This is a genomic window from Rossellomorea aquimaris (genome assembly GCF_008180865.1).
In the GTDB taxonomy this organism is placed as follows: Bacteria; Bacillota; Bacilli; order Bacillales; family Bacillaceae_B; genus Rossellomorea; species Rossellomorea yichunensis.
The window spans coordinates 187,569-211,335 of sequence record NZ_VTEX01000006.1; the positions used below are offsets into that span (position 1 = coordinate 187,569).

The 23,767-nt window shown below is 43.6% G+C and carries 27 protein-coding genes; all 27 read left to right on the forward strand.

The window, feature by feature from the left end; genetic code table 11:
• The first annotated feature begins 332 nt into the window (after positions 1 to 332).
• Positions 333 to 1,595: a transcription termination factor Rho gene (gene rho / locus FZC88_RS21140; RefSeq protein ID WP_044340561.1), complete on the forward strand. Its 1,263-nt coding sequence runs from the start codon at positions 333 to 335 to the stop codon at positions 1,593 to 1,595.
• 221 nt (positions 1,596 to 1,816) lie between these two features.
• A complete protein-coding gene (rpmE, locus tag FZC88_RS21145) occupies positions 1,817 to 2,029 on the forward strand; it encodes a 50S ribosomal protein L31 (RefSeq protein WP_034765123.1) in 213 nt (70 codons plus the stop codon).
• 312 nt (positions 2,030 to 2,341) lie between these two features.
• Entirely contained in the window at positions 2,342 to 2,953 is a 612-nt protein-coding gene (locus FZC88_RS21150) for a thymidine kinase (protein ID WP_148996330.1), read from the forward strand.
• Between the two features lie 132 nt (positions 2,954 to 3,085).
• On the forward strand, positions 3,086 to 3,538 hold the full coding sequence (locus FZC88_RS21155) for a hypothetical protein (RefSeq protein ID WP_148996331.1): 453 nt from the start codon (positions 3,086 to 3,088) through the stop codon (positions 3,536 to 3,538).
• A 151-nt stretch (positions 3,539 to 3,689) separates the two neighbouring features.
• Entirely contained in the window at positions 3,690 to 4,760 is a 1,071-nt protein-coding gene (prfA, locus tag FZC88_RS21160) for a peptide chain release factor 1 (protein ID WP_148996332.1), read from the forward strand.
• Positions 4,760 to 5,632 (forward strand): peptide chain release factor N(5)-glutamine methyltransferase, encoded by an 873-nt coding sequence (prmC, locus tag FZC88_RS21165; protein WP_148996333.1) that lies wholly within the window; start codon positions 4,760 to 4,762, stop codon positions 5,630 to 5,632. The genes prfA and prmC overlap by 1 nt, the downstream gene beginning before the upstream one ends.
• 400 nt (positions 5,633 to 6,032) lie before the next feature.
• Positions 6,033 to 6,908, forward strand: coding sequence for a stage II sporulation protein R (gene spoIIR / locus FZC88_RS21170; RefSeq protein ID WP_148996334.1), 876 nt, complete (start codon positions 6,033 to 6,035; stop codon positions 6,906 to 6,908).
• Positions 6,909 to 7,059: 151 nt separating this feature from the next.
• On the forward strand, positions 7,060 to 7,500 hold the full coding sequence (locus FZC88_RS21175) for a GNAT family N-acetyltransferase (protein ID WP_187443715.1): 441 nt from the start codon (positions 7,060 to 7,062) through the stop codon (positions 7,498 to 7,500).
• Positions 7,501 to 7,840: 340 nt separating this feature from the next.
• A complete protein-coding gene (locus FZC88_RS21180) occupies positions 7,841 to 8,881 on the forward strand; it encodes an L-threonylcarbamoyladenylate synthase (protein ID WP_397541209.1) in 1,041 nt (346 codons plus the stop codon).
• Between the two features lie 155 nt (positions 8,882 to 9,036).
• The gene (locus FZC88_RS21185; RefSeq protein WP_148996335.1) at positions 9,037 to 9,591 is read left to right on the forward strand and encodes a manganese efflux pump MntP; all 555 of its coding nucleotides are present in this window, start codon (positions 9,037 to 9,039) and stop codon (positions 9,589 to 9,591) included.
• A 233-nt stretch (positions 9,592 to 9,824) separates the two neighbouring features.
• Entirely contained in the window at positions 9,825 to 10,262 is a 438-nt protein-coding gene (locus FZC88_RS21190) for a low molecular weight protein arginine phosphatase (protein ID WP_148996336.1), read from the forward strand.
• Between the two features lie 18 nt (positions 10,263 to 10,280).
• A complete protein-coding gene (locus FZC88_RS21195) occupies positions 10,281 to 11,570 on the forward strand; it encodes a methyl-accepting chemotaxis protein (RefSeq protein ID WP_148996337.1) in 1,290 nt (429 codons plus the stop codon).
• A gap of 154 nt (positions 11,571 to 11,724) precedes the next feature.
• A complete protein-coding gene (gene rpiB / locus FZC88_RS21200) occupies positions 11,725 to 12,168 on the forward strand; it encodes a ribose 5-phosphate isomerase B (RefSeq protein WP_148971193.1) in 444 nt (147 codons plus the stop codon).
• A gap of 12 nt (positions 12,169 to 12,180) precedes the next feature.
• Positions 12,181 to 12,723 (forward strand): TIGR01440 family protein, encoded by a 543-nt coding sequence (locus tag FZC88_RS21205; protein ID WP_148996338.1) that lies wholly within the window; start codon positions 12,181 to 12,183, stop codon positions 12,721 to 12,723.
• Positions 12,724 to 13,132: 409 nt separating this feature from the next.
• Positions 13,133 to 14,374, forward strand: coding sequence for a serine hydroxymethyltransferase (locus tag FZC88_RS21210; RefSeq protein WP_148996339.1), 1,242 nt, complete (start codon positions 13,133 to 13,135; stop codon positions 14,372 to 14,374).
• 400 nt (positions 14,375 to 14,774) lie between these two features.
• The gene (gene upp / locus FZC88_RS21215) at positions 14,775 to 15,404 is read left to right on the forward strand and encodes a uracil phosphoribosyltransferase (RefSeq protein WP_034765147.1); all 630 of its coding nucleotides are present in this window, start codon (positions 14,775 to 14,777) and stop codon (positions 15,402 to 15,404) included.
• A 549-nt stretch (positions 15,405 to 15,953) separates the two neighbouring features.
• Positions 15,954 to 16,175: an AtpZ/AtpI family protein gene (locus tag FZC88_RS21220; protein ID WP_113969237.1), complete on the forward strand. Its 222-nt coding sequence runs from the start codon at positions 15,954 to 15,956 to the stop codon at positions 16,173 to 16,175.
• Between the two features lie 3 nt (positions 16,176 to 16,178).
• The gene (locus tag FZC88_RS21225; protein WP_148996340.1) at positions 16,179 to 16,553 is read left to right on the forward strand and encodes an ATP synthase subunit I; all 375 of its coding nucleotides are present in this window, start codon (positions 16,179 to 16,181) and stop codon (positions 16,551 to 16,553) included.
• A 22-nt stretch (positions 16,554 to 16,575) separates the two neighbouring features.
• Positions 16,576 to 17,289 (forward strand): F0F1 ATP synthase subunit A, encoded by a 714-nt coding sequence (gene atpB, locus FZC88_RS21230; protein WP_148996341.1) that lies wholly within the window; start codon positions 16,576 to 16,578, stop codon positions 17,287 to 17,289.
• A gap of 72 nt (positions 17,290 to 17,361) precedes the next feature.
• Entirely contained in the window at positions 17,362 to 17,574 is a 213-nt protein-coding gene (atpE, locus tag FZC88_RS21235) for a F0F1 ATP synthase subunit C (protein ID WP_044339990.1), read from the forward strand.
• 162 nt (positions 17,575 to 17,736) lie between these two features.
• The gene (locus FZC88_RS21240) at positions 17,737 to 18,255 is read left to right on the forward strand and encodes a F0F1 ATP synthase subunit B (RefSeq protein ID WP_148996342.1); all 519 of its coding nucleotides are present in this window, start codon (positions 17,737 to 17,739) and stop codon (positions 18,253 to 18,255) included.
• On the forward strand, positions 18,252 to 18,788 hold the full coding sequence (locus FZC88_RS21245) for a F0F1 ATP synthase subunit delta (RefSeq protein ID WP_148996343.1): 537 nt from the start codon (positions 18,252 to 18,254) through the stop codon (positions 18,786 to 18,788). The genes FZC88_RS21240 and FZC88_RS21245 overlap by 4 nt, the downstream gene beginning before the upstream one ends.
• A gap of 27 nt (positions 18,789 to 18,815) precedes the next feature.
• Positions 18,816 to 20,324, forward strand: coding sequence for a F0F1 ATP synthase subunit alpha (atpA, locus tag FZC88_RS21250; RefSeq protein WP_148996344.1), 1,509 nt, complete (start codon positions 18,816 to 18,818; stop codon positions 20,322 to 20,324).
• A gap of 105 nt (positions 20,325 to 20,429) precedes the next feature.
• Positions 20,430 to 21,290, forward strand: a complete 861-nt coding sequence (locus tag FZC88_RS21255; RefSeq protein ID WP_148971185.1) for a F0F1 ATP synthase subunit gamma — start codon at positions 20,430 to 20,432, stop codon at positions 21,288 to 21,290.
• Positions 21,291 to 21,361: 71 nt separating this feature from the next.
• Positions 21,362 to 22,765 carry a F0F1 ATP synthase subunit beta gene (gene atpD, locus FZC88_RS21260; RefSeq protein WP_113969230.1) on the forward strand — a complete coding sequence of 468 codons (1,404 nt, stop codon included), beginning with the start codon at positions 21,362 to 21,364 and terminating at the stop codon, positions 22,763 to 22,765.
• Positions 22,766 to 22,787: 22 nt separating this feature from the next.
• Entirely contained in the window at positions 22,788 to 23,192 is a 405-nt protein-coding gene (locus FZC88_RS21265; protein WP_044339984.1) for a F0F1 ATP synthase subunit epsilon, read from the forward strand.
• Between the two features lie 242 nt (positions 23,193 to 23,434).
• Positions 23,435 to 23,671 carry a DUF1146 family protein gene (locus tag FZC88_RS21270; RefSeq protein WP_148971184.1) on the forward strand — a complete coding sequence of 79 codons (237 nt, stop codon included), beginning with the start codon at positions 23,435 to 23,437 and terminating at the stop codon, positions 23,669 to 23,671.
• The last annotated feature ends 96 nt before the right edge of the window (positions 23,672 to 23,767 follow it).

Genomic DNA, 23,767 nt, shown 5'->3' on the forward strand with positions numbered 1-23,767 from the left:
AAGGTTTTTATCTTCAGCATTTTTTCTATTTGTTTATGCTTCAACATATTTCTTCATTTTTAGAAAAATCTACCCATATTTGGCTCTTTTCTAAAAGATAGATATTTATTTGTGAAAGAGATTAAAAGTAAGTTGATTGGAGCGGAAGGTGCTCGACTCCTGCGGGAATAGCGGGAAAGTTGAGACCCCGCAGGGCAAAGCCCGAGGAGGCTCAACTCACGCCCCGCGGAAAGCGAGCATCCTGTAGCGGAAATCAACCTCTACTCTCTCGTGAAAAATAACAACAAAGTTTTATTTTAAGGTAGGACAAATTAATAAAGCGTGGTGTCATGATGGAAGAGTTAACAATTTCTAGCTTAGAAAATATGAAGCTTAAAGAGCTTTATGAGCTGGCCAAACAATACAAAGTTTCTTATTATAGTAAATTAACAAAAAAAGAATTGATATTCGCTATCCTTAAAGTTCGAGCAGAACAAGAAGGCTTCTTCTTTATGGAAGGGGTTCTTGAAATCATCCAATCAGAGGGCTTCGGTTTCTTACGACCGATCAACTATTCTCCAAGCTCTGAGGATATTTATATCTCTGCGTCACAGATCCGCCGTTTCGATCTTCGTAACGGGGATAAGGTATCGGGTAAGGTGCGCCCTCCGAAGGAAAACGAGCGTTATTTCGGACTGCTTCATGTTGAAATGGTCAATGGAGAAGAGCCTGAATCTGCGAAAGAACGTGTCCATTTCCCAGGTCTCACGCCTTTATATCCTGACCGTCAAATGAAACTTGAAACAACGCCAAACAAAATCTCCACGCGTATCATGGATCTTATAGCGCCTGTCGGTTTTGGTCAACGTGGTCTAGTCGTTGCGCCACCTAAAGCTGGTAAGACGATGCTGATCAAAGAAATTGCAAACTCGATCACGACGAATCATCCTGAAGCAGAATTAATCATTCTTCTGATCGATGAGCGTCCAGAGGAAGTAACGGATATCGAACGTTCAGTCGAAGCAGAAGTCGTAAGTTCAACATTCGATGAAGTGCCGGAAAACCACATTAAAGTGGCAGAACTCGTTCTTGAGCGCGCCATGCGTTTAGTGGAGCACAAGCGTGATGTCATTATCCTGATGGATAGTATCACTCGTTTGGCACGTGCTTATAACCTCGTCATCCCGCCAAGTGGACGAACTCTTTCCGGAGGTATCGATCCTGCTGCGTTCCACCGCCCGAAACGATTCTTTGGTGCTGCACGTAACATTGAAGAAGGCGGAAGCTTAACGGTTCTCGCAACTGCGTTAGTGGATACAGGATCCCGTATGGATGATGTGATTTATGAAGAGTTCAAAGGAACAGGGAACTTAGAACTTCATCTTGATCGCTCTCTTGCTGAAAGACGTATCTTCCCGGCCATCGACATCCGTCGTTCCGGAACTCGTCGCGAGGAACTTCTCATCAAACCGGATCATCTTGAAAAGCTGTGGGCGATTCGTAAAGCGATGTCCGATCAGCCTGATTTCGCTGAGAAGCTTATGCGCAAGCTGAAGCAATCGAAGACGAATGAAGAGTTTTTCAATGTGTTGACAGAAGAGTCGAAGAAGCGTTAATCTAGTAATCGAATGATTTTCTTTAGGAGAATGATGTCTGTAACTTCCAATTTTTCAGGTTGCAAATATCACTTGTCCTTGTTATAATAGTGTCAATGTGTTTTAAAAAATGGATGTGGTAAGGGGCTGGCTATAACTCTCATGCTTATGCTCATATCACATATATCTTCGTAATAAATTACTCTGTCTCAGATGATTCAGGGCGGAAGGAGATGAAAGAAATGAAATCAGGAATTCATCCTAAGTACAACACGATCAAAGTTAGCTGTGCTTGCGGTAACGAATTTGAAACTGGTTCTGTAGCGGAAGAAATGCGCGTTGAGGTATGTTCTGAATGCCATCCATTCTACACAGGACGTCAGAAATTCGCTGACGCTGGTGGACGTGTTGACCGTTTCAACAAAAAATACGGTCTTAAAAATCAACAACAATAATGAAGAGCTGAAAGGTCATATCGAATTTCTTTGTGCGTAAGGCATAAATATATGAGATTGGCACTTCTCTTCTATTAGAAAAACAGGCAAGGATCTTCATGCTTGCCTGTTTTTTATTCTCTTTAAAGCAAATGGTTGAAGAAATAGAGGCAGTTCCAATTGAGCTGTGCCTCTTTTTTTCTGCCAAATTACAGGATTCTGAGCATTTTTCCCGTACATAAAGGAATGCTTTATACTAAAGAGTAGTCCGTTTTTACTAACAGTCAGACTGTTTTATTATAGAATATTGCATAAGGAAGGAGAGGCGCTTTCGTGTATGTCATGAAACAAACGGGTTGGGTAGAAGTCATTTGCGGCAGCATGTTCTCAGGGAAATCCGAGGAACTGATCCGCCGGGTAAGACGCACTCAATTTGCTAAACAAAAAATTGCTGTGTATAAGCCAAAACTAGATAATCGCTATAGCGATGAGTCGGTTGTATCTCATAATGGTACCTCTGTCATTGCCAAAGCAGTCGAGGGATCAAATGTGATCCTCGATGATCTGAATCCAGAGGTGGATGTCGTTGCTATTGATGAGGTCCAATTTTTTGACGAAGGCATTGTAGAGGTCGTCCAAAAATTAGCGAACAGTGGATATCGTGTCATCATAGCAGGACTTGATCAGGATTTCCGCGGAGAACCATTCGGTCCTATGCCGGACTTAATGTCCATTGCAGAACAAGTGACAAAACTTCAAGCCGTTTGTGCAGTATGCGGCTCTCCCGCAAGTCGAACACAACGTTTAATCAACGGCGAACCAGCTTGCTACGATGATCCCGTCATCCTTGTAGGTGCGTCTGAAGCATATGAGCCAAGATGCCGTCATCACCATGAAGTTCCGACTGGAATGAGCGTTACACCTGATATGGTGAAGGAAGTATAAATGAAAAGTCCCATGTTTGGGGCTTTTTTTTATTTCTGGTTATGGTCATTTGCCGAGTTATATTACCCCCTGGACTTTTGTATGAATAAGCACTTTCCTGTGGGAAATCCTAAAAGCAGGAGGTGTGAAAGTATGAAAAAGTTAGTATTAGTTTTATCCTTTACCGTATTCTTCATTTTAATCACCGCGTGTGGAGTGAATCAGGAATCGGAATTCGGTATGCACGAGGATCAAAATGGAACACGGTTCATTGATAATCGAAAAGATGATATGAATGATCGTCAAGATAGAAGCGTCCGAAATACGACAAATGAAAACCCGAACTTCCCTAACCTGACGAACTCACCAGGCACAACATCGACAACGACGGGTGTGTATGAAGATAAAGCGCGTGAGGTTGTGAAGGAGTATTCCAACTTCGAACCAGATGAAGTCTGGATCAATGGCGAACAAATGTGGGTCACGGCCCATACCCAAAATGAAATGAGTATGGCTGAGACGGATAAAGAAGAAGCGATGTTAAAAGAGAGACTGGAAAAAGCCATTCCAAAGTACGATATAAATGTGAAAATCACCGAAAGATAAAAAAGTGCAAGCGGGTCTGGATGCTGATCTGCTTGCCATCTACATAAAATCCACCCGTTTATGCCTTCTGCCCATTCCTGATCCTCCTTGTGTTTACATACTCCATATAATATAATTAGACTGTTATGGACTAAAATTGAGGTGAATAGCTGTGTTCGATCGTTTACAAGCAGTGGAAGATCGCTATGATAAGTTAAATGAACTATTGAGTGATCCAGAAATTGTGAATGACCCAAAGAAGCTAAGAGATTATTCGAAAGAGCAATCAGACATCCAAGCAACGGTAGAAGCATATCGAGAATATAAAGAACTTACTGGGCAGTATAAAGACGCTAAGGCGATGCTGGATGATAAGCTTGATGCTGATATGCGTGAAATGGTGAAAGAAGAAGTTTCCGAGCTTGAAGAACAAATTGAAGCATTGGAAGCCCGTCTGAAAATATTATTGATCCCTAAAGATCCGAACGATGATAAGAACGTAATCATGGAGGTTCGTGGTGCTGCAGGTGGAGATGAAGCAGCCCTGTTTGCCGGTGACTTATACCGTATGTACAGCCGCTATGCAGAATCACAAGGTTGGAAGACTGAAGTAATGGAAGCGAACTCGACTGGCGTTGGTGGATATAAAGAGATCATCTTTATGATCAACGGAAATGGCGCATTCTCCAAAATGAAATACGAAAACGGGGCACACCGTGTGCAACGTGTACCTGAAACAGAATCCGGCGGACGTATCCATACGTCGACCGCAACAGTTGCCTGCCTGCCGGAAGCGGAAGAAGTCGAAGTGGATATTCACGACAAAGATATCCGTGTCGATACCTTCGCATCCAGTGGCCCGGGAGGACAAAGTGTTAATACAACCATGTCTGCTGTCCGTCTGACTCACATGCCGACAGGAGTAGTCGTGTCATGTCAGGATGAAAAGTCACAAATCAAGAACAAAGAGAAAGCAATGAAAGTATTGCGTGCCCGCGTTTACGATAAATTCCAACGTGAAGTTCAAGCTGAATACGATGCAAACCGTAAATCAGCCGTTGGTACAGGTGACCGTTCCGAACGTATCCGTACGTACAATTTCCCACAAAACCGCGTAACGGATCATCGTATCGGATTGACGATTCAAAAGCTTGACCAAATTCTTGAAGGAAAGATGGATGAAGTCATCGATGCGTTAATCATCGAGGATCAATCCAAACTTCTTGAGAGACTGGAAGAATAGTGACGTCTGTTACCATATTTGAAGCCCTAAAATGGGCTTCTTCTTTTTTAGTCGAAAATGGCCGTGATGAAAATGTGGGAGAAATCTATTTGCGGCACTTAGTAGGGATGTCCCGTGCCCAGTTATTGGCTGAACAGCGAAGGTCCGTCCCGGGGGAGAATTGGGAAGAATTCCAGGAGGGGATTCGCCGGCATGTTGGTGGAGTGCCGATTCAGCATATTATCGGGGTTGAGGAGTTTTATGGTCGGGAGTTTGTGGTGAATGAGCATGTGCTGATTCCGAGACCTGAAACGGAAGAACTGATTTATTATGGCTTGCAGAAAATGAAGGGTCTGTTTAGTGATTCGGACACTTCTTTGCAGGCTGCTGATGTTGGAACGGGTAGTGGGGCGATTGCGATTACGTTGAAGCTTGAGGCGGATCGTTTCCCTCTTGATATGATGGCTGTGGATATTTCTCGTGAAGCGTTGGCAGTTGCCCGTGAAAATAGAGAGAGACTCGGAGCTGAGATTCGTTTTTTTGAAGGGGACTTACTGCAGCCTTTAATTGAAGAAGGAGTCAAGCTCGATATCCTCTTATCGAATCCCCCATATATTCCCCTGACAGATCGTGAAACGCTATCAGATGTAGTCATCGAGCATGAGCCTGAACTCGCTTTGTTTGGCGGGGAAGATGGTTATGATTTATACAAGAGATTAATGGATGAACTGCCATTGGTGATGAAGGAAAAATGTTTGATCGGTTTCGAAGTCGGAGTCGGACAGGGCGAGACGGTGGCTGACTTACTACGGGATACATTTCCTGATGCAGTAGTGGAAGTCGTTCATGATATCAACGGGAAAGATCGAATGGTGTTTTGTGAGAGAAAATAAGGATGTTGACCCTCGATTCGTGTGATCGGGGGTGTTTTTTGTGGAAAAGAGACTATTGTGGGATTAATTCAGAAATTGTAAGGTAGGTAGAATATAAAAAGTTGTTCTCATTATTTATCTCTGTGAAAGATAGATTCTAAGAAAGTTGATTGGAGCGGAAGGTGCTCGACTCCTGCGGGAAAAGCTGGACAGGTGAGACCCCGGAGGCGCAGCCGAGGAGGCTCACCGCCAGCCCCGCGGAAAGCGAGCACCTGGAGCGGAAATCAACTAGCACTCGCTTTTTTAAAAGTAACTATATTTTTAAAATTGAAATTCAGCAGATTTTCCAAACAAAAATGTTATTTTACTAGTTTAAGATTTCCCCTTTTTGACTAGACTGTTTTACTGAGGGGGAGAGGAAATGAAAACAAAACATACGGTTTTATTGTATATCTTGATTCTATCATTAGGAACGATTCTAAGTTTATATATACCGAAGCAGGAAATGGCGGCTCAGGAGACGATGGTGATTCCGGAAGAAGCGATTCGACTGCGGATCCTGGCAAATAGTGATCTGGAGCAGGATCAAAATGTGAAGAGACTCGTTCGTGATGAAGTAAATAAAGAGATTACGAATTGGGTAGCGACTCTTACATCACAGGATGAAGCGAAATCAGTGATTCAAGCAGGCTTGCCGCAGCTTCAGAAGATTGCAGAAGAGGTTATTGCTGAGCAGGGCTTGGATCAATCGGTGAAAATAGATTTCGGAAAAGTTGAGTTTCCTACTAAATTATATGGTCAGTATTTATACCCGGCAGGCGAATACGAAGCGGTGTTGATCACTCTCGGTGCAGGAGAAGGGGCGAACTGGTGGTGTGTTCTTTATCCTCCTTTATGCTTCCTTGATTTCTCGACTGGAAATGCAGTAAGAAGTCCTGGGTTTGAAACGAAAGTGGAAGCAAGTGGGAATGAGATTACTGAAGTGGATCCGGAAGATGTAGTTGGTGAAACGTCAGAAGTGGATTCAAGTACTAAATCAGTAGATACCCAAACTCCTGAAATCGTTATGGAAGATGTTATTGCCTTTAAAGAGGTCGAGATGGAAACAGTGGAAGCGGCAACGACGGAAGAGGCAGTAGTAGTTGAAGAGCATCAGAAAGAAGAACTTCCTGTAACTGAAGAGATAGAAACGGCGAAAGCACAAGAACAGCCAGTCTTTGTTGAAGAAGGAGATGAGGAAGAAGTAGAGGTTCGATTCTTTGTAGTCGATTTTTTCAAAGGATTATTCAATAAGTAAAATGTAGAGCTTCATCTACCTGAGATGGAGCTCTTTTTATGTTTGAAGGAAATCTATCGTTCTAGTATTTTTTCACAACAACTTGTTCTATTCTCTTTTTCCCCTCATACATTAACATTAGGGGATGATAGAAAAGGGAGGATGAAATGTGATGTTAAAAGTGATTCGCCAAGCAACACAGGAAGATATCCATGAAGTTGTAGCCTTCTTAATGAAAGCAGGATTAAGCACAGAAGGCATTAAAAATAGTATTGATTGCTTTTTAGTAGTAGAAGACTCGGACAACCAGTTAATTGGGACTCTCGGTATTGAGGTTCAAGAGAAGATTGGACTTCTTCGCTCCCTCGTTGTGACTTCATCATTTGAAAGTGAAGAATTGTTTGCTCTATTTCAAGAAATATTAAAGTTGGCACAAGAAAAAGAACTTACGCGTCTTTACTTGATCTCCAATCGAAAAGCGTCGCTGAACTTCTTTGACCTGCTGGGTTTTCAACAGGAAAAGGAGCCTTTTGTGGATGAGTTGCAGAAGTTTGTTCATGCGCAAAAGTTATCCACTGTGGATAACTGTATTACGATGAGGCTTGACCTATAGGATTTCGACAAATTCCACCTAGAAGAAATTAGTTTGCCATAGCAGTCTGCTAGTAGACTGAATCATTTTTATTTAGAAATGATTCAGTTTTTTTATGTGGAAAATTCGACAAAATGCGTGAAGTCCCGATTAATAACGTAAATATCTCTTTTTTCAGAATTATTCACACCATCCACAGGTTTATCCACAGTCTGGAGAGTATGTTTCACGTTTTGTGGACAATACTTGAGAATTTGTGGGGTTTCTTTTATACTTTCAAAAGAGTAAAGTAGTTGAACGCTTGTTAATTCTGTATCTATACACAGATATGAGTGTTGATAATAGAAGGTGGATGACGGAAATGATGAAACATTGGATTGTGGAAAGAGATGTGGATAACAATGAAAGTTATCCACAAATTGTGGATGCAGCGAAGGTTCTTCAACAGAATGAAGTGGTGGCATTCCCGACAGAGACGGTTTATGGTCTGGGTGCCAATGCGAAATCGGATACGGCTGTAGAGAAAATCTTCAAAGCGAAAGGAAGACCTTCGGATAATCCACTGATTGTCCACATATCAAATATAGATCAGCTGGATGAACTGGTGGAGGAGGTTTCTGATGATGCAGCGAAACTCATCGATGCTTTCTGGCCGGGTCCATTAACGATTATTTTGGAAAATAAGGAAAACGTACTTTCTGAAAAAGTAACAGCGGGATTACCTACCGTAGGGATCCGGATGCCTGATCACCCAGTAGCCCTGGCAATCATTGAAGCGTCAGGGCTCCCGATTGCGGCCCCAAGTGCCAACCGCTCGGGAAAACCAAGTCCGACAACCGCTCAGCATGTCATCGATGATCTGAAGGACCGGATTGCGGGAGTCGTCGACGGAGGCGAAACGGGTATCGGTGTGGAATCGACGGTAGTGGATTGCACCGGACCAAGCCCGATGGTTTTGCGTCCCGGAGGTGTCTCGATCGAACAGCTGGAAGAAGTACTCGGTAGAGTGGATGTGGATCCTTCTTTAAAAGAGGGAAAGGGGGCTCCGAAATCCCCGGGCATGAAATATACGCACTACGCACCTGATGCTCCTGTGTATTTAGTGGATGGTACGAGGGCAGATCTTCAGAAATTAGTGGATAACAAAAAAGCAGAAGGTCTCAAAGTAGGTGTGTTAACAACGGAAGAATTCATGGATGACTTCCGTGCAGACGTCATTCTCTCGGTTGGACGAAGAGAGGACCTGACAACAGTCGCTCGAAATCTCTACGATTCGCTGCGTGCTTTTAATAAAAGCGACGTAGATATAATTTTTGCCGAAATGTTTCCCGAAGAAGGAGTCGGACTGGCGATTATGAACCGGCTTCAGAAAGCTGCCGGATATCGGGTGATAAAAGGATAATCGTTACCCCTACGGTTTGAAAGAACTGTAGGTTTTTTTGTTTGAATGCAACGCTTTACAATAATGCCCAATTTTCAAAATCATTTACCATTCTATTTCCCTTTGGACGTGCATAAATTTGTTCTGTAGGCATGTCCGGAGGGGGAAAAACAAAAATGACAACGATAATTGGTGAACTGATTACCTTGATGTTAATGGCATTTGCTCTTGGGATGGATGCCTTTTCGATCGGAATCGGGATGGGTATGTTTCAGCTGAGATTAAAGCAAATCTTCTATATAGGATTGGTTGTAGGAATCTTTCATGTCTGGATGCCCCTCTTAGGGATGATGACGGGGAAATTCTTATCAGAAACATTCGGTGCCTTTGCAGGGTATGCCGGCGGGCTCCTTTTGATTGTATTAGGAATACAAATGTTCATGTCCAGCTTCAAAGAAGATGAGACGACGCTCATTTCCCCGGTAGGATTTGGTTTAGTGCTCTTTGCTTTGAGTGTAAGCCTGGATAGCTTTTCTGTTGGCTTGACCCTGGGGATATTCGGTGCCAGGACAGCTGTTGCCATCTTCTGTTTTGGAATAGCGGCGACGGTGTTGACCTGGGCTGGTTTATTCATAGGTCGTAAATTTCAAGGGGTGCTCGGGACGTATAGCGAAGCCCTTGGGGGAAGTATTTTGTTTGCATTTGGGATTAAGCTGCTTCTGCCGTTGTGAAATAAGGTGGTGGGCTGGAAGGTTGCGATTTAATTGAGGAAGTCCGTCCCTCTTGGGTGGGCTTTTTTTTGTGTCCAGCTCCAGGGCTTTGAGGCTCGAGGTCATAAGTCAAGCCGACCAAAAAGGCAAAGAGCACCGTTTTGGCCGCCTCCACTTTTCTTTTGTATTCTTTATGAATGGACTATGGGTCGATTGGAAAATATTTTATAATAGGTTGTAAGGAGGATGACGTGATGAAAATTTTATTTGTTTGTACGGGAAATACGTGCCGAAGTCCTATGGCAGAGGCAGTTTTGAAGCATAAGGGTGCAGAGAGGTTTGATGTGAAATCTGCAGGTGTTTTTGCCATGGACGGAAATGATGCTTCATTTCAGACTAAAGAAGTGCTGAAAGAGAACGATATAATACATAGACACCAATCGAGTTCGCTCTCAAAAGAGAATCTGGATTGGGCTTCCTATATTTTCACGATGACTTCGAATCATAAGCGGGCAATTGTGGATCAGTATCCACATGTGGCGGACAAAATTTTCACATTGAAAGAGTTTGTCCTTGAAGATCCTGCAGATTTGGATGTATCGGATCCTTACGGGGGAAGTGTGGACATCTATAGACATACATACAGAGAGCTGGATTCATTGATTGAGGAGTTAATTAAAAAGCTGGGTTGAGACAGGGAGAGAGAAAGAATGGGGAAAGAGAGAAGCTACAAATCGGGTCTTAGAAAGAAATTGGTCTTCTTTATCACGCTTCTTGCGATGGTGACGTATTCCACAAGTGCACTTTTTATTTATTTTATCAAACCTACTTTTGCACCTGAAATGAACGAATTTTTATTTACGAGCATGACGCTTGGGATGGGTGTGTTCTGGTCAGGTGTGCTTGCCTTTTTTGCAGCCGGATTCATCGTCAAACCACTTCAGCGTTTGGAACAGGCTGCGTTAAAAGCGGCTGAAGGGGACATTGCCGTAGAAGTGGAGGTACCTAAGTCGGATGATGAAATCCGCTCACTCGCATTGGCCTTCAATCGCATGCTGCATAATTTAAGAGACATGGTGTCGAGTATCGACGAAAACTTCACCAAGACAAATTCCAATGTCATCGAGCTGTCGAAAGCATCGGAATCAGCTTCCATTCAAGCGGATTCCATTTCCAAAACGATCAGCGAAATTTCAGCAGGTGCCGAAAGTTCGGCGATGGCGATTCAAACGACGGCTGAATCTGTTGAGGACGTGATCCGGATCGCACAGGAAGTACAGAATCACTCCAAATCATCAGAACAAATGTCCAAGCATATGGTGACGGAGCTCCAAGGAAGCAAGGAAGTCATTCATTCCCTCGTAGAAGGAATCAGTCGACTTGCAAGGGGAAATGAAGATTCCTTAGACGCTGTTCGCCGATTGGAAGACAATGCGAAAAAAGTGGAACAGATCATTCAATTGGTCGGTGATATCGCGAACCAAACCAATCTTCTCGCTTTAAATGCTTCCATTGAAGCAGCACGTGCAGGAGAGCACGGTAAGGGGTTTGCAGTTGTAGCAGAGGAAGTCCGCAAACTGGCAGATGAAAGCGGCAAGGCAGTCCAGGGAATTTCGGATCTCATCAAGAACATTCAAACCGAGGTTGGAAATGTAGTTGGACAAATCACGACTCAAGTTGACTCTGCAAATTCTGAAGTAAAAAAAGGAACTCAGACCAATGAGATGATCGAAACGATGACGAAAACGATCCATGAAGTAGCTGATGCGGTTCAAAATATATCCGTTCTTGTAGATCAGCAAATGAACAGCATCCAATTGACTTCCCAGCAATCACAGGAAGTTGCCGCCATCGCAGAAGAAACCTCCGCGGGGGCGGTGGAAGTGTCAGCCTCCACAAAAGAACAAGCGGCTGTGATGGGTGATGTAGAGAAGCTTGCGTTGAATCTGAAAGAGCAGGCAGAATCATTGAAGGGTACGATTACGCGTTTTCATCTATAAAAAAGACGGACATGAGGGACGGACCTCATGTCCGTTTTTTTGTAGTTGTCTGGCTTTCGACTCATTCTCTCAAAAACAATCCGAAAAACTTTATATAATCACGAGTGTGTGGCAAAATAATACGTATCAAAGGCTATAGGGAGTGGGATTAATTATGAAGATTGCAATTGCATCCGATCACGGCGGGGTAAATATCAGGGAAGAAATAAAATCACTACTGGAAGATCTGGGGCTGGAATATGAGGATTTCGGTTGTGAGTGTGGAACGTCCGTTGACTATCCGGACTATGCAGTGCCTGTTGCGGAGAAAGTAGCCAGCGGTGAATTCGATCGTGGAATCCTGATTTGTGGAACGGGCATCGGGATGAGCATTTCAGCTAATAAGGTCAAGGGAATCCGTTGCGCCCTTGTACATGATGTGTTCAGTGCGAAAGCAACGCGTGAGCATAATGACAGCAATATGTTAGCCATGGGTGAACGTGTGATTGGACCTGGGCTAGCGCGTGAAATCGCCCAAACGTGGCTGGTAACAGAATTTGAAGGTGGCCGTCATGCGAACCGTGTAGGGAAAATCACGGCATACGAAGACAAACAATAGGGAGTGGATTTCATGGAAATCGCTCAAATGAAGGAAGAACTGCAAACGATCCTGCAAGATTTCAGCAAACAGGTTCCAATGAAAAAAGGACAAGTGTTTGTTGTAGGCTGTTCAACATCAGAAGTGATGGGGGAGCGGATCGGAACATCAGGAACCATTGAAGTAGCGGAAATGATTTTTGATGAGTTAAAAGGATGGTCGGATTCAATAGGTGTATCGCTTGCTTTTCAATGCTGCGAGCACTTAAATCGTGCCATCGTTTTGGAAAGAGATGTGGCTGAAAGAAAAGGCTTGGATGAAGTCACAGTCATTCCTGTGCGAAAAGCAGGAGGAGCGATGGCGACCCAAGCGTACCATTCCTTTGAAGATCCCGTCATGGTCGAGCATATTAAAGGCGACGCCGGCATCGACATCGGGGATACCTTCATCGGCATGCATCTGAAACACGTAGCCGTCCCGGTCCGGGTATCACAAAAAAGCCTCGGTGAAGCCCACGTCACACTGGCCAAGACCAGACCAAAACTCATCGGGGGAATCAGAGCCGTATACGAATAATATTCTCTACTAAAAGGTCCGTCCCTCTGATTTGAGGGACGGACCTTTATTTCGGTGTTATCTTATATCAAGGTATAAATCCCGAACTATAAAGGAAGACATGGAGAATATGATTATGTTAAAGGTGAGTGAGGGAAATATATAGAACTTAATAAAATAACGGCACATGTGCATCTTCATTCGACAAGGTTAGTCATAATGCTACTTTTGGGAGTGTGTAGGAGAGCGGTGGAGGTGTTTGTGAATAAAATCACACGAGGTCCGTCCCTCTCAATACGCTCTAAACACGAACATTACGTTTTGACTAGAGGTTTTTATTTCGCGTTTTGCGGAATCGTGTTAGAATGAGAGTGAATGAATCAATGAGGCACCTAGAGCAGTTGTGCCTATGAATTAAAGGGGGATATGTATGAGTAAGATTGCCAAGCAAGATCCGGAAATTTATGCAGCGATTCAAGATGAATTAGAGCGTCAACGAACAAAAATCGAGTTAATTGCATCTGAAAACTTTGTCAGTGAAGCGGTTATGGAAGCACAAGGCTCCGTTCTGACAAACAAGTATGCAGAAGGGTACCCAGGTCGTCGCTATTATGGTGGCTGTGAGCATGTGGACGTAGCCGAGAATTTGGCTCGCGATCGTGCGAAGGAACTATTTGGAGCAGAACATGTAAACGTTCAGCCTCACTCAGGAGCACAAGCCAATATGGCAGTCTACTTCACGATCCTCGAACAAGGTGATACGGTTCTTGGAATGAACTTATCTCATGGTGGACATCTGACTCACGGAAGTGCCGTCAACTTCAGTGGAATTCAATATAACTTCGTAGAGTACGGTGTGGACGAAGAGAAGCACCTGATCAATTATGAAGATGTTAGACAAAAAGCGTTAGAGCACAAGCCGAAGCTGATCGTAGCCGGAGCAAGTGCATACCCAAGAGCGATCGATTTCGCGAAATTCCGTGAAATCGCAGACGAAGTGGGGGCCTACCTCATGGTTGATATGGCTCACATCGCTGGTCTTGTAGCAGCCGGTCTTCATCAGAACCCGGTTCCTTATGCAGACTTCGTGACAACAACGACTCATAAAACATTGCGCGGACCTCGTGGCGGTATGATCCTATGCAGAGAAGAATTTGCAAAGAAAATAGACAAGTCTATTTTCCCTGGAATTCAAGGTGGCCCGCTTATGCACGTGATCTCAGCTAAAGCTGTTGCTTTCGGTGAAGCGCTGCAGGATTCTTTCAAAGACTATGCGCAGAACATCATCGACAATGCGAACCGTTTAGGTGAAGGTCTTGTAAAAGAAGGAATCAATCTTGTATCAGGCGGATCTGATAACCATCTATTACTGATCGACCTGCGTTCACTAGGACTGACTGGTAAAATCGCAGAGAAAGTGCTTGATGAAATCGGTATTACCGTTAATAAAAACACGATTCCATTCGATCCTGAAAGCCCATTCGTTACAAGCGGTGTCCGTATCGGAACGGCAGCCGTTACATCCAGAGGCTTTGGACTCGAGGACATGGACGAAATTGCTTCCATCATGGCATTGACACTTAAGAACCATGAAGACGAGGCGAAACTGGAAGAAGCACGCAAACGTGTCATCGACCTGACGAGCAAATTTGAATTATATCCGGAAAAATAATAGATGACCTCTCCGCCAGGGACGGACCTCCCTGGTGGAGGGGTTTTTTTGATGGGAAATTAGTAGGGAAGTAGATTTTCAAACTTATAGTTGTCGGCTATAAAGCGATTTTGGGTAGAATCCAGCCTAAATATGTAATAATCCGGCCGTTTTTTCAGAGAATCCAGAGGCTTTTCAAGAAAATCCAGCCGATTCAGGCATTAATCCAACCAATTAACAAAATTAACCAGAACCAAACCGGATTCGCTCCAGCCCACACCCATCATCTCAATTCTAACGATTCCATTACACTTCCCATCTCATGTTGCTCTTAAATTGTCTTTTATGTACAATAGTCTGAGGTGTAAAGGAAGTAGACAAACTATTTTTACATAAAATCGAATTTAAAGGAGAGAGTCGAATGGGCAAAGTATATGTATTTGATCATCCGTTAATTCAACACAAATTAACGTTTATTCGTGATAAAGAAACAGGTACGAAGGAATTTCGTGAGCTTGTTGATGAAGTAGCGACATTGATGGCGTTTGAAATCACACGTGATTTACCGTTAGAGGATATTGATGTGGAAACACCAGTAAGCAACGCCAAGGCCAAGACTCTTGCAGGTAAAAAATTAGGGATTGTTCCTATTCTGCGAGCAGGGTTAGGGATGGTCGACGGAATTCTTAAGCTGATTCCGGCTGCAAAAGTAGGACATGTTGGTTTATATCGTGACCCGGAGACTCTTAAACCGATTGAATATTACGTAAAGCTTCCAAGTGATGTGGAAGAGCGTGACTTCATCCTGGTCGATCCAATGCTTGCAACAGGAGGATCTGCCGTTGAAGCCATCAACTCATTAAAGAAGCGTGGTGCGGTAAGCATCAAGTTCATGTGTCTCGTTGCTTGTCCTGAAGGGGTAGACGCAATCAAGGAAGCGCACCCTGACGTTGACATCTTCATCGCGGCTCTTGATGAGAAGCTGAATGAAAAAGGATACATCGTTCCTGGTTTAGGGGATGCTGGAGATCGTTTGTACGGTACGAAATAATTTGAAATAAGACAGGAAAGCCGGAGTATCTATAATTGATAACCCGGCTTTTCTATTTATATAACGACATAATTCCTACTGTTATTTAGTTGGAAGTATTTACATTAAATTCAAGGGTTACTCATAAAAAGAATTTTCTATATAATGGAGGGGCATGTGAAGGTAGAATCTATACATGAGCGAGACCACAGTCGCCTCCGCTTTTCTGTATGTTCAGCTCCGGCGGGTAATCCCTCGAGGTCACAACTGAAAAATCCCAAAAGGCAAAGAGCGCCTTTAGGGATTTTCCAGTTGTGCTTGTCGGGCCTGACCAACCCGCCTCCGCTTTTCTGTAAATGTGTTAAAAATGTGAACAATTTGGAAACGCGTGGATAGGTTGTGAACTTTTTAACTTGAACTCATTGACATAGATAATACCCTATTGTATGCTTACAAAGGGTATCAAATGATAAGGTTTTCACAAGGGTTGAACCCGTATGGAAACGGTTTTTCATCATTTGTACAGTGTGAACGATTTTCCACTAAATCACATGTGTGGAGATGAAAAAAATGCGTCAAAATGATCGACGCCCTTATCAATCGATGGTCTTGTATTCTGCTATTCTTTCCCAGCTTGTTGGTTCTATCTTAATAGGAATCTTCGGCGGGAGATGGTTAGATGGAATATGGAGCACCACACCACTTTTCTTAATTATTGGACTACTCCTTGGGCTCGCAACAGGAATCTACACCATGCTCCGTACAGTCCAACATTTCAATTCGGGAGATTAATGTATGCCAGAACTTCAGCAATTGTTTAACAGGCATCGTAAGTACATATTTTTCCTCCTTTCCCTTTACGTCCTCGGTTGGGGTTTTACTTCCTATCAGTCTATTTTCCTTGGGCTTTTTTTGGGGACAGGCATCAGTCTGTTTAGTCACTGGCTGATCATGAGGAGAACCGTGCGATTCGGTGATGCAGTAGAATCTGGTCAAAAGGTTCGATCTTTAGGAACCTTCTCAAGGATGGCAGGTGCGGCCTTTGCAGTCATTATTGCAACGGAATACCCTGAGCACTTTCATCTCCTGAGCGTCATTATGGGATTAATGACAATTTACCTTGTCATTATGATAGATTATTTTATTCAGCAGCTTTTAGCTCATAAATAGCGGGGAAGAGAGGTGAATTTCATTGCATCATGAAAATCCTACAGCCGAGTTTCTAGGGTTAACTTTTAACCTGGCGAACGTACTGATGATCACAGTGGCGAGTGCCGTTGTTTTCCTAATCGCCGTTCTGTCAACTCGTAGACTGGCCATGAAACCAACAGGAGTGCAAAACTTTATGGAATGGGTCATGGACTTTGTCAAGAATATCGTGAAAAGTAATATGGATTGGAAAACAGGTGGTCGTTTCCATCTCCTTGGACTTACTTTACTCATGTACATTTTCGTTTCAAACATGTTAGGACTTCCGTTCTCGGTAGTCATTGACCACGAATTATGGTGGAAGTCACCAACAGCGGATCCAGTTATCACTATGACCCTGGCAGTTATGGTCGTTGTGTTAACACATTATTATGCAATCAAGATGAAGGGCTTCGGTGAATACGGTAAAGACTTCTTCAGACCTATGTCGTTCTTATTCCCGCTGAAGATCATTGAAGAATTTGCCAACACACTAACGCTTGGTCTTCGTCTTTACGGTAACATCTACGCCGGGGAAATCCTGCTTACACTACTGGTAGGAAGCCTGGCACATATGGGAGCAGCCGGATTACTGGGTGCCATAATCCCAACGATTGTATGGCAAGCTTTCTCAATCTTTGTCGGCGCAATCCAATCATTTATTTTTGTTATGTTAACGATGGTTTATATGGCTCACAAAGTCAGCCTAGACCATTAATATATACCCTGTTCAAAATTGAACAAAACTACTCAAAACATTTTTTCATACATTTAAAGGAGGAAATTCAGAATGGGTCTTTTAGCAGCAGCAATTGCAATCGGTTTAGCAGCACTAGGTGCAGGTATTGGTAACGGTCTTATTGTTTCACGTACGGTAGAAGGTATGGCTCGTCAACCGGAAGCTCGTGGAATGCTTCAAACTACAATGTTCATCGGGGTTGCGTTAGTAGAGGCGATTCCTATCATCGCAGTAGTTATCGCATTCATCGTAATGGGTCAATAATAGCAGTTTAAAGTTCAAGATGGCGAAGATCATTCGATAAGAACCTTCGCCATTCCTTTATGTTTAGTACTTATGAACAATTGACTATGAATGATACGGCATTTGCCGATATTGTACAGCTTTCTTATGGAAGGCATTGACTCTTGAAGGGAGTGAAACCGCGTGCTTACAAACGCATTTGTCCTTGGAGCTGGTGGCGGCTTTACAGGTGGAGATATCGTATTCCAGCTTGCTATGTTCCTTATCCTTCTTGCGTTACTGAAGAAGTTTGCCTGGGGTCCTTTGATGGGCATCATGCAAGAGCGTGAGAATCACATTGCAAGCGAAATAGAAGCGGCTGAACAAAGCCGTCTAGAAGCAAATAAGAGCTTAGAAGAACAGCGTCAACTTTTAAAAGAGGCTCGTCAAGAAGCGCAAGCGATGATCGAGAACTCTAAGAAGCAGGGCGATGAGCAACGTGAACAAATCATCATTGCCGCTCGTCAGGAATCCGAGCGCTTGAAAGAATCTGCGAAACGTGAAATCGAGACGCAGAAAGAACAAGCGATGGCAGCATTACGCGAGCAGGTTGCTTCACTATCTGTTCTGATTGCATCGAAAGTGATTGAAAAAGAACTTTCTGTTCAAGATCAACAGAAGCTGATCAACGATTATATTAAAGAGGCAGGAGAAGAGCGATGAGCTACTCTACAGTCGCAAAACGCTATGCGTTAGCTCTTTTCGATATTGCCAAAGAACAGAATCAATTAGAAGCGATTGAACAAGAGCTTCGTGCAGTGAAATCCGTTTTTATCCAAAATAAAGAATTAAGCATTCTTTTGGAAAATCCGAAGTTTTCGACGGATAAGAAGAAAGACATGTTGAAAGAAGCGTTCTCAAGCGTTTCAGTACCAGTATTGAATACATTGCTTCTTATGACTGATCGTCATCGTGAAGATCAGGTAGTGGGCGTTGTCGATGCATTCATCGAGCTATCTAATGAAGCTAGAGGAATTGCAGAAGCAAAGGTGTACTCCGTACGTGCTTTAACAGAAGATGAGAAGACAGCAGTCTCAGCTTCTTTTGCTAAGAAAATTGGTAAACAATCATTAAGAATTGAGAATGTGATAGACGAGAACATACTTGGCGGACTTAAGGTCCGTATCGGCAACCGTATTTATGACGGAACACTTGCTGGCAAGTTGGATCGTCTTGAGCGTGAACTTGTTCGTTAACTTTCGTATAAATGAGGGGTGAAATTCATGAGCATCAAGGCGGAAGAAATCAGCGCGCTGATAAAAAAGCAAATTGAAAACTATCAGTCTGAGATGAAAGTAAGCGATGTAGGTACAGTTATCCAAATCGGTGACGGTATCGCTCGTGCTCATGGCCTCGACAATGTCATGGCTGGAGAGCTTGTTGAATTTTCTAACGGTGTCATGGGTATGGCGCAGAACTTAGAGGAAAACAACGTAGGTATCATCATTCTCGGACCATTTAAAGACATTCGTGAAGGCGATGAGGTTCGTCGTACTGGACGTATCATGGAAGTTCCAGTAGGACAAGAATTAGTAGGTCGTGTTGTAAACTCACTTGGACAACCAGTTGATGGATTAGGTCCAATTGCGACAACGAAAACACGTCCAATTGAAGGTGGAGCACCTGGTGTTATGGATCGTAAATCCGTACACGAGCCACTTCAAACTGGTATCAAAGCGATCGACGCTCTAGTTCCAATCGGTCGTGGTCAACGTGAGTTAATCATCGGAGACCGTCAAACAGGTAAAACATCTGTTGCGATCGATTCGATCCTAAACCAAAAAGGTCAAGACATGATCTGTATCTATGTTGCGATCGGACAAAAAGAATCAACTGTACGTAATGCAGTTGAAACGCTTCGTAAGCACGGTGCCCTTGATTACACAATCGTTGTAACGGCATCAGCTGCTTCACCAGCTCCAATGCTATTCTTAGCACCATACGCTGGTATCACAATGGGTGAAGAATTCATGCATAGCGGCAAGCACGTTCTTGTTGTATATGATGATCTTTCTAAGCAAGCATCTGCTTACCGTGAGCTTTCATTATTATTACGTCGTCCTCCAGGCCGTGAAGCATTCCCTGGTGACGTATTCTACTTACACTCTCGTTTACTTGAGCGTGCAGCGAAATTAAGTGATGCAAAAGGTGGAGGTTCCATCACAGCATTACCATTCGTTGAAACACAAGCAGGAGATATCTCCGCTTATATTCCAACAAACGTTATCTCCATCACTGACGGACAGATTTTCTTACAATCTGACCTATTCTTCTCCGGTGTTCGTCCGGCGATCAATGCAGGTCTTTCCGTATCACGTGTTGGTGGATCCGCACAAATCAAAGCGATGAAGAAGGTTTCCGGTACACTGCGTCTTGACTTAGCGGCATACCGTGAGCTTGAAGCATTTGCTCAGTTCGGATCAGATCTTGATAAAGCGACACAAGCGAAACTGAACCGTGGAGCACGTACTGTTGAAGTACTGAAGCAGGATCTTAACAAACCACTAAATGTTGAAAAACAAGTTATGATCTTCTATTCATTAACAAAAGGTCATTTAGATGATATTCCAGTAACAGATATTCGTCGTTTCGAAGGTGAATTCCTAAGCTGGTTAGATCACAACCATACAGAACTGTTAGACCATATCCGCACAACAAAAGGTCTTCCTGAAGACGATGCAATGGTCGCTGCGATCAACGAATTCAAGAAGACATTTGTAAAGTCTGAGTAATTTTATAAGATGTCGGTGTTCATTCTGATGACACCGGCTGATTATTCTATTATTTAGTTGGTTCTAGTGAATATGACTAACATTTTAAAAGGGTGGTGAGAACCAGTGGCATCGTTACGCGACATAAAAACTCGTATTACATCTACGAAGAAAACCAGTCAAATTACGAAAGCAATGGAAATGGTCTCTGCCTCTAAATTGAACCGTGCTGAATCGAATGCGAAAGCCTTCGTCCCATACATGGAGAAAATTCAGGAAGTCGTTGCTTCCATTTCCCTTGGTAGCACAGATGTAACGCATCCGATGCTAGTCTCCCGCCCCGTAAAAAAAACCGGCTACTTGGTCATTACATCTGACCGCGGTTTGGCGGGGGCTTATAACTCGAGCGTCATTCGTGCTGTAAGTAATGCGATTAAAGAGCGTCACAGCTCACAAGATGAATACGCCATTATTGCGTTAGGTCGTATTGGAAGGGACTTCTTCCAAAAACGAGGCGATAATGTAGTGGAAGGTATTGTAGGGCTACCAGATCAACCAAACTTTGCAGACATTAAAGACATTGCCAACAAGGCAGTCAGCATGTTCTCTGATGGTGCTTATGATGAGCTTTACATGTACTACAACCACTATGTCAGTGCCATTCAACAAGATGTTACCGAGAAGAAGGTTCTTCCTTTAACGGAGCTTGATTCTTCTTCATCGAACTTAACTTCTTATGAGTTTGAGCCTAATGCTGAAGAAATTTTGGAAGTGTTGCTTCCCCAATATGCTGAAAGCTTGATTTACGGAGCGTTACTTGATGGTAAAGCCAGTGAGCACGCTGCTCGTATGACAGCAATGAGAAGCGCAACAGACAATGCGAAAGAAATCATTAACAGCCTTACACTTTCTTATAACCGTGCGCGTCAAGCAGCGATTACCCAAGAAATCACGGAAATCGTCGGCGGGGCAGCAGCACTCGAATAGAAATGACATTCCGGTTCAGTGCCGGATTACAACATAGTTTTGTCGTCAAAAGCTAGTTAGGAGGGAAAGAGATGAACAAAGGACACGTTCTTCAAGTAATGGGTCCAGTTGTCGATGTCAAGTTTGCTAATGGCCAACTTCCTGATATCTACAACTCATTAAAGGTCCAAATTGCAGATAGAGCTGAACTTACATTAGAGGTTGCCCTTCACCTAGGTGATGATTCTGTACGTACAATCGCGATGGCTTCCACAGATGGTTTACAGCGTGGAGCTGACGTGCTTGATACAGGAGCACCAATCTCTGTACCAGTAGGGGATATCACATTAGGTCGTGTATTCAACGTTCTGGGTGAATCAATCGATTTAGACGAGCCTCTTGCAGCAGGTATCCGTCGTGATCCAATTCATAGACAAGCACCTACATTTGATCAGCTTTCTACAGAAGTTGAGATTCTGGAAACAGGTATTAAAGTAGTAGACTTACTTGCCCCTTACATCAAGGGTGGTAAGATCGGTCTATTCGGTGGTGCCGGTGTTGGTAAAACCGTATTAATCCAGGAGCTTATCAACAACATCGCTCAAGAGCACGGTGGTATCTCTGTATTCGCCGGTGTTGGAGAGCGTACTCGTGAAGGTAATGACCTTTACCACGAGATGAGCGACTCTGGCGTTATCAAGAAAACAGCGATGGTATTCGGACAAATGAACGAGCCGCCAGGTGCGCGTATGCGTGTTGCCTTGACGGGTCTTACAATGGCAGAATACTTCCGTGATGAGCAAGGTCAAGACGTACTTCTGTTCATCGATAACATCTTCCGTTTCACGCAGGCAGGTTCAGAGGTTTCTGCCCTACTAGGCCGTATGCCATCTGCCGTTGGTTACCAGCCGACACTTGCTACTGAAATGGGTCAATTGCAAGAGCGTATCACGTCAACTAACGTAGGTTCTGTAACATCGATCCAAGCGATCTATGTACCTGCCGATGACTACACGGATCCGGCTCCTGCTACAACTTTCGCTCACTTGGATGCAACAACGAACCTTGAGCGTAAGCTTTCTGAGATGGGTATCTATCCTGCGGTAGATCCATTAGCATCGACTTCCCGTGCTCTTTCTCCGGAAATCGTAGGAGAAGAACACTACAGCATCGCTCGAAATGTTCAACAAACATTACAGCGTTATAAAGAACTTCAAGATATCATTGCGATCCTTGGTATGGATGAGCTTTCTGATGATGATAAGCTGACGGTACACCGCGCTCGTCGTGTACAATTCTTCTTATCTCAAAACTTCCACGTTGCAGAACAGTTCACTGGACAAAAAGGTTCTTACGTTGAAGTGAAAGACACTGTTAAAGGATTCAAAGATATCCTTGACGGTAAATACGATCACATTCCTGAAGATGCGTTCCGTCTAGTAGGTCCGATTGAGGATGTATTAGCAGCAGCTAAAGAAATGGGCGTAGAGGTATAATTAGGGACCAGGAGGGAAGAAAATGAAGACATTAAAAGTCAATATTGTCACTCCCGATGGCCCAGTGTACGATTCAGAAGTGGAAATGGTGAGCACGAAAGCTCAAAGCGGTGAGCTTGGAATCTTACCTGGACACATTCCGATGGTTGCTCCACTACAAATCGGTGCGGTTCGCCTGAAAAAAGGTGGCAACACTGAGCTTGTAGCTGTCAGTGGCGGATTCTTAGAAGTACGTCCTGAACAAGTGACAATTCTAGCACAGTCTGCTGAAACAGCAGAAGCTATCGATGTACAACGCGCGAAAGAAGCAAAAGGCCGTGCAGAAGACCGCATGCAGGCACAACGCGACGACGTAGACTTCCGTCGTGCCGAACTTGCTCTTAAGCGTGCCATGAACAGAATTAACGTTTCCGAACGTAACTTCTAATATAAACACCAAAGCCGCCCTTTCCTTGTGGAAGGGTGGTTTTTTGAATAGAGGGACGGACCTCTGTTGGAAGTTTAAAACAGGTATCGAATCCACTTTCTCCTATTGTAAGGTCTCCAAAGACCTGGTTAAATTTCCACTCCCCAAACTGTACTAAAAAATTTGCAAATTCCATATGTCGTTACAGAATTATGTGGTAAAATGGACTTTGTGCGTCGAATTGATTATTAGGAGTGAGAAGAGTGATAGAAAGCTTTGGCCAGCAGGCCCTTATCAGCATGCTCGTGCATCTATTTGTATTCGGGATCACATTTTGGTCTTTGCAATCCATCCAGTTAGACAAGCTCCTCAAGAAAAATCGAGTCGCTCAAGGGAGACTATTGTATATCCTACTAACGGTCGCGATCGGATCAGCCGTCAGCCGATTTTTACTGGATTACTACCTGTGGTCTCAAAGCTTGCCTGTTTTCTTTGAATAAGTAGAGCTTCTGACAAAAAATAGGTCTTACTGCATGTTTTCAACGGGGCCTGTTTTAAGTAAGATTAATTTTGTGCTCGTTCCTTTGTGAAAAAGT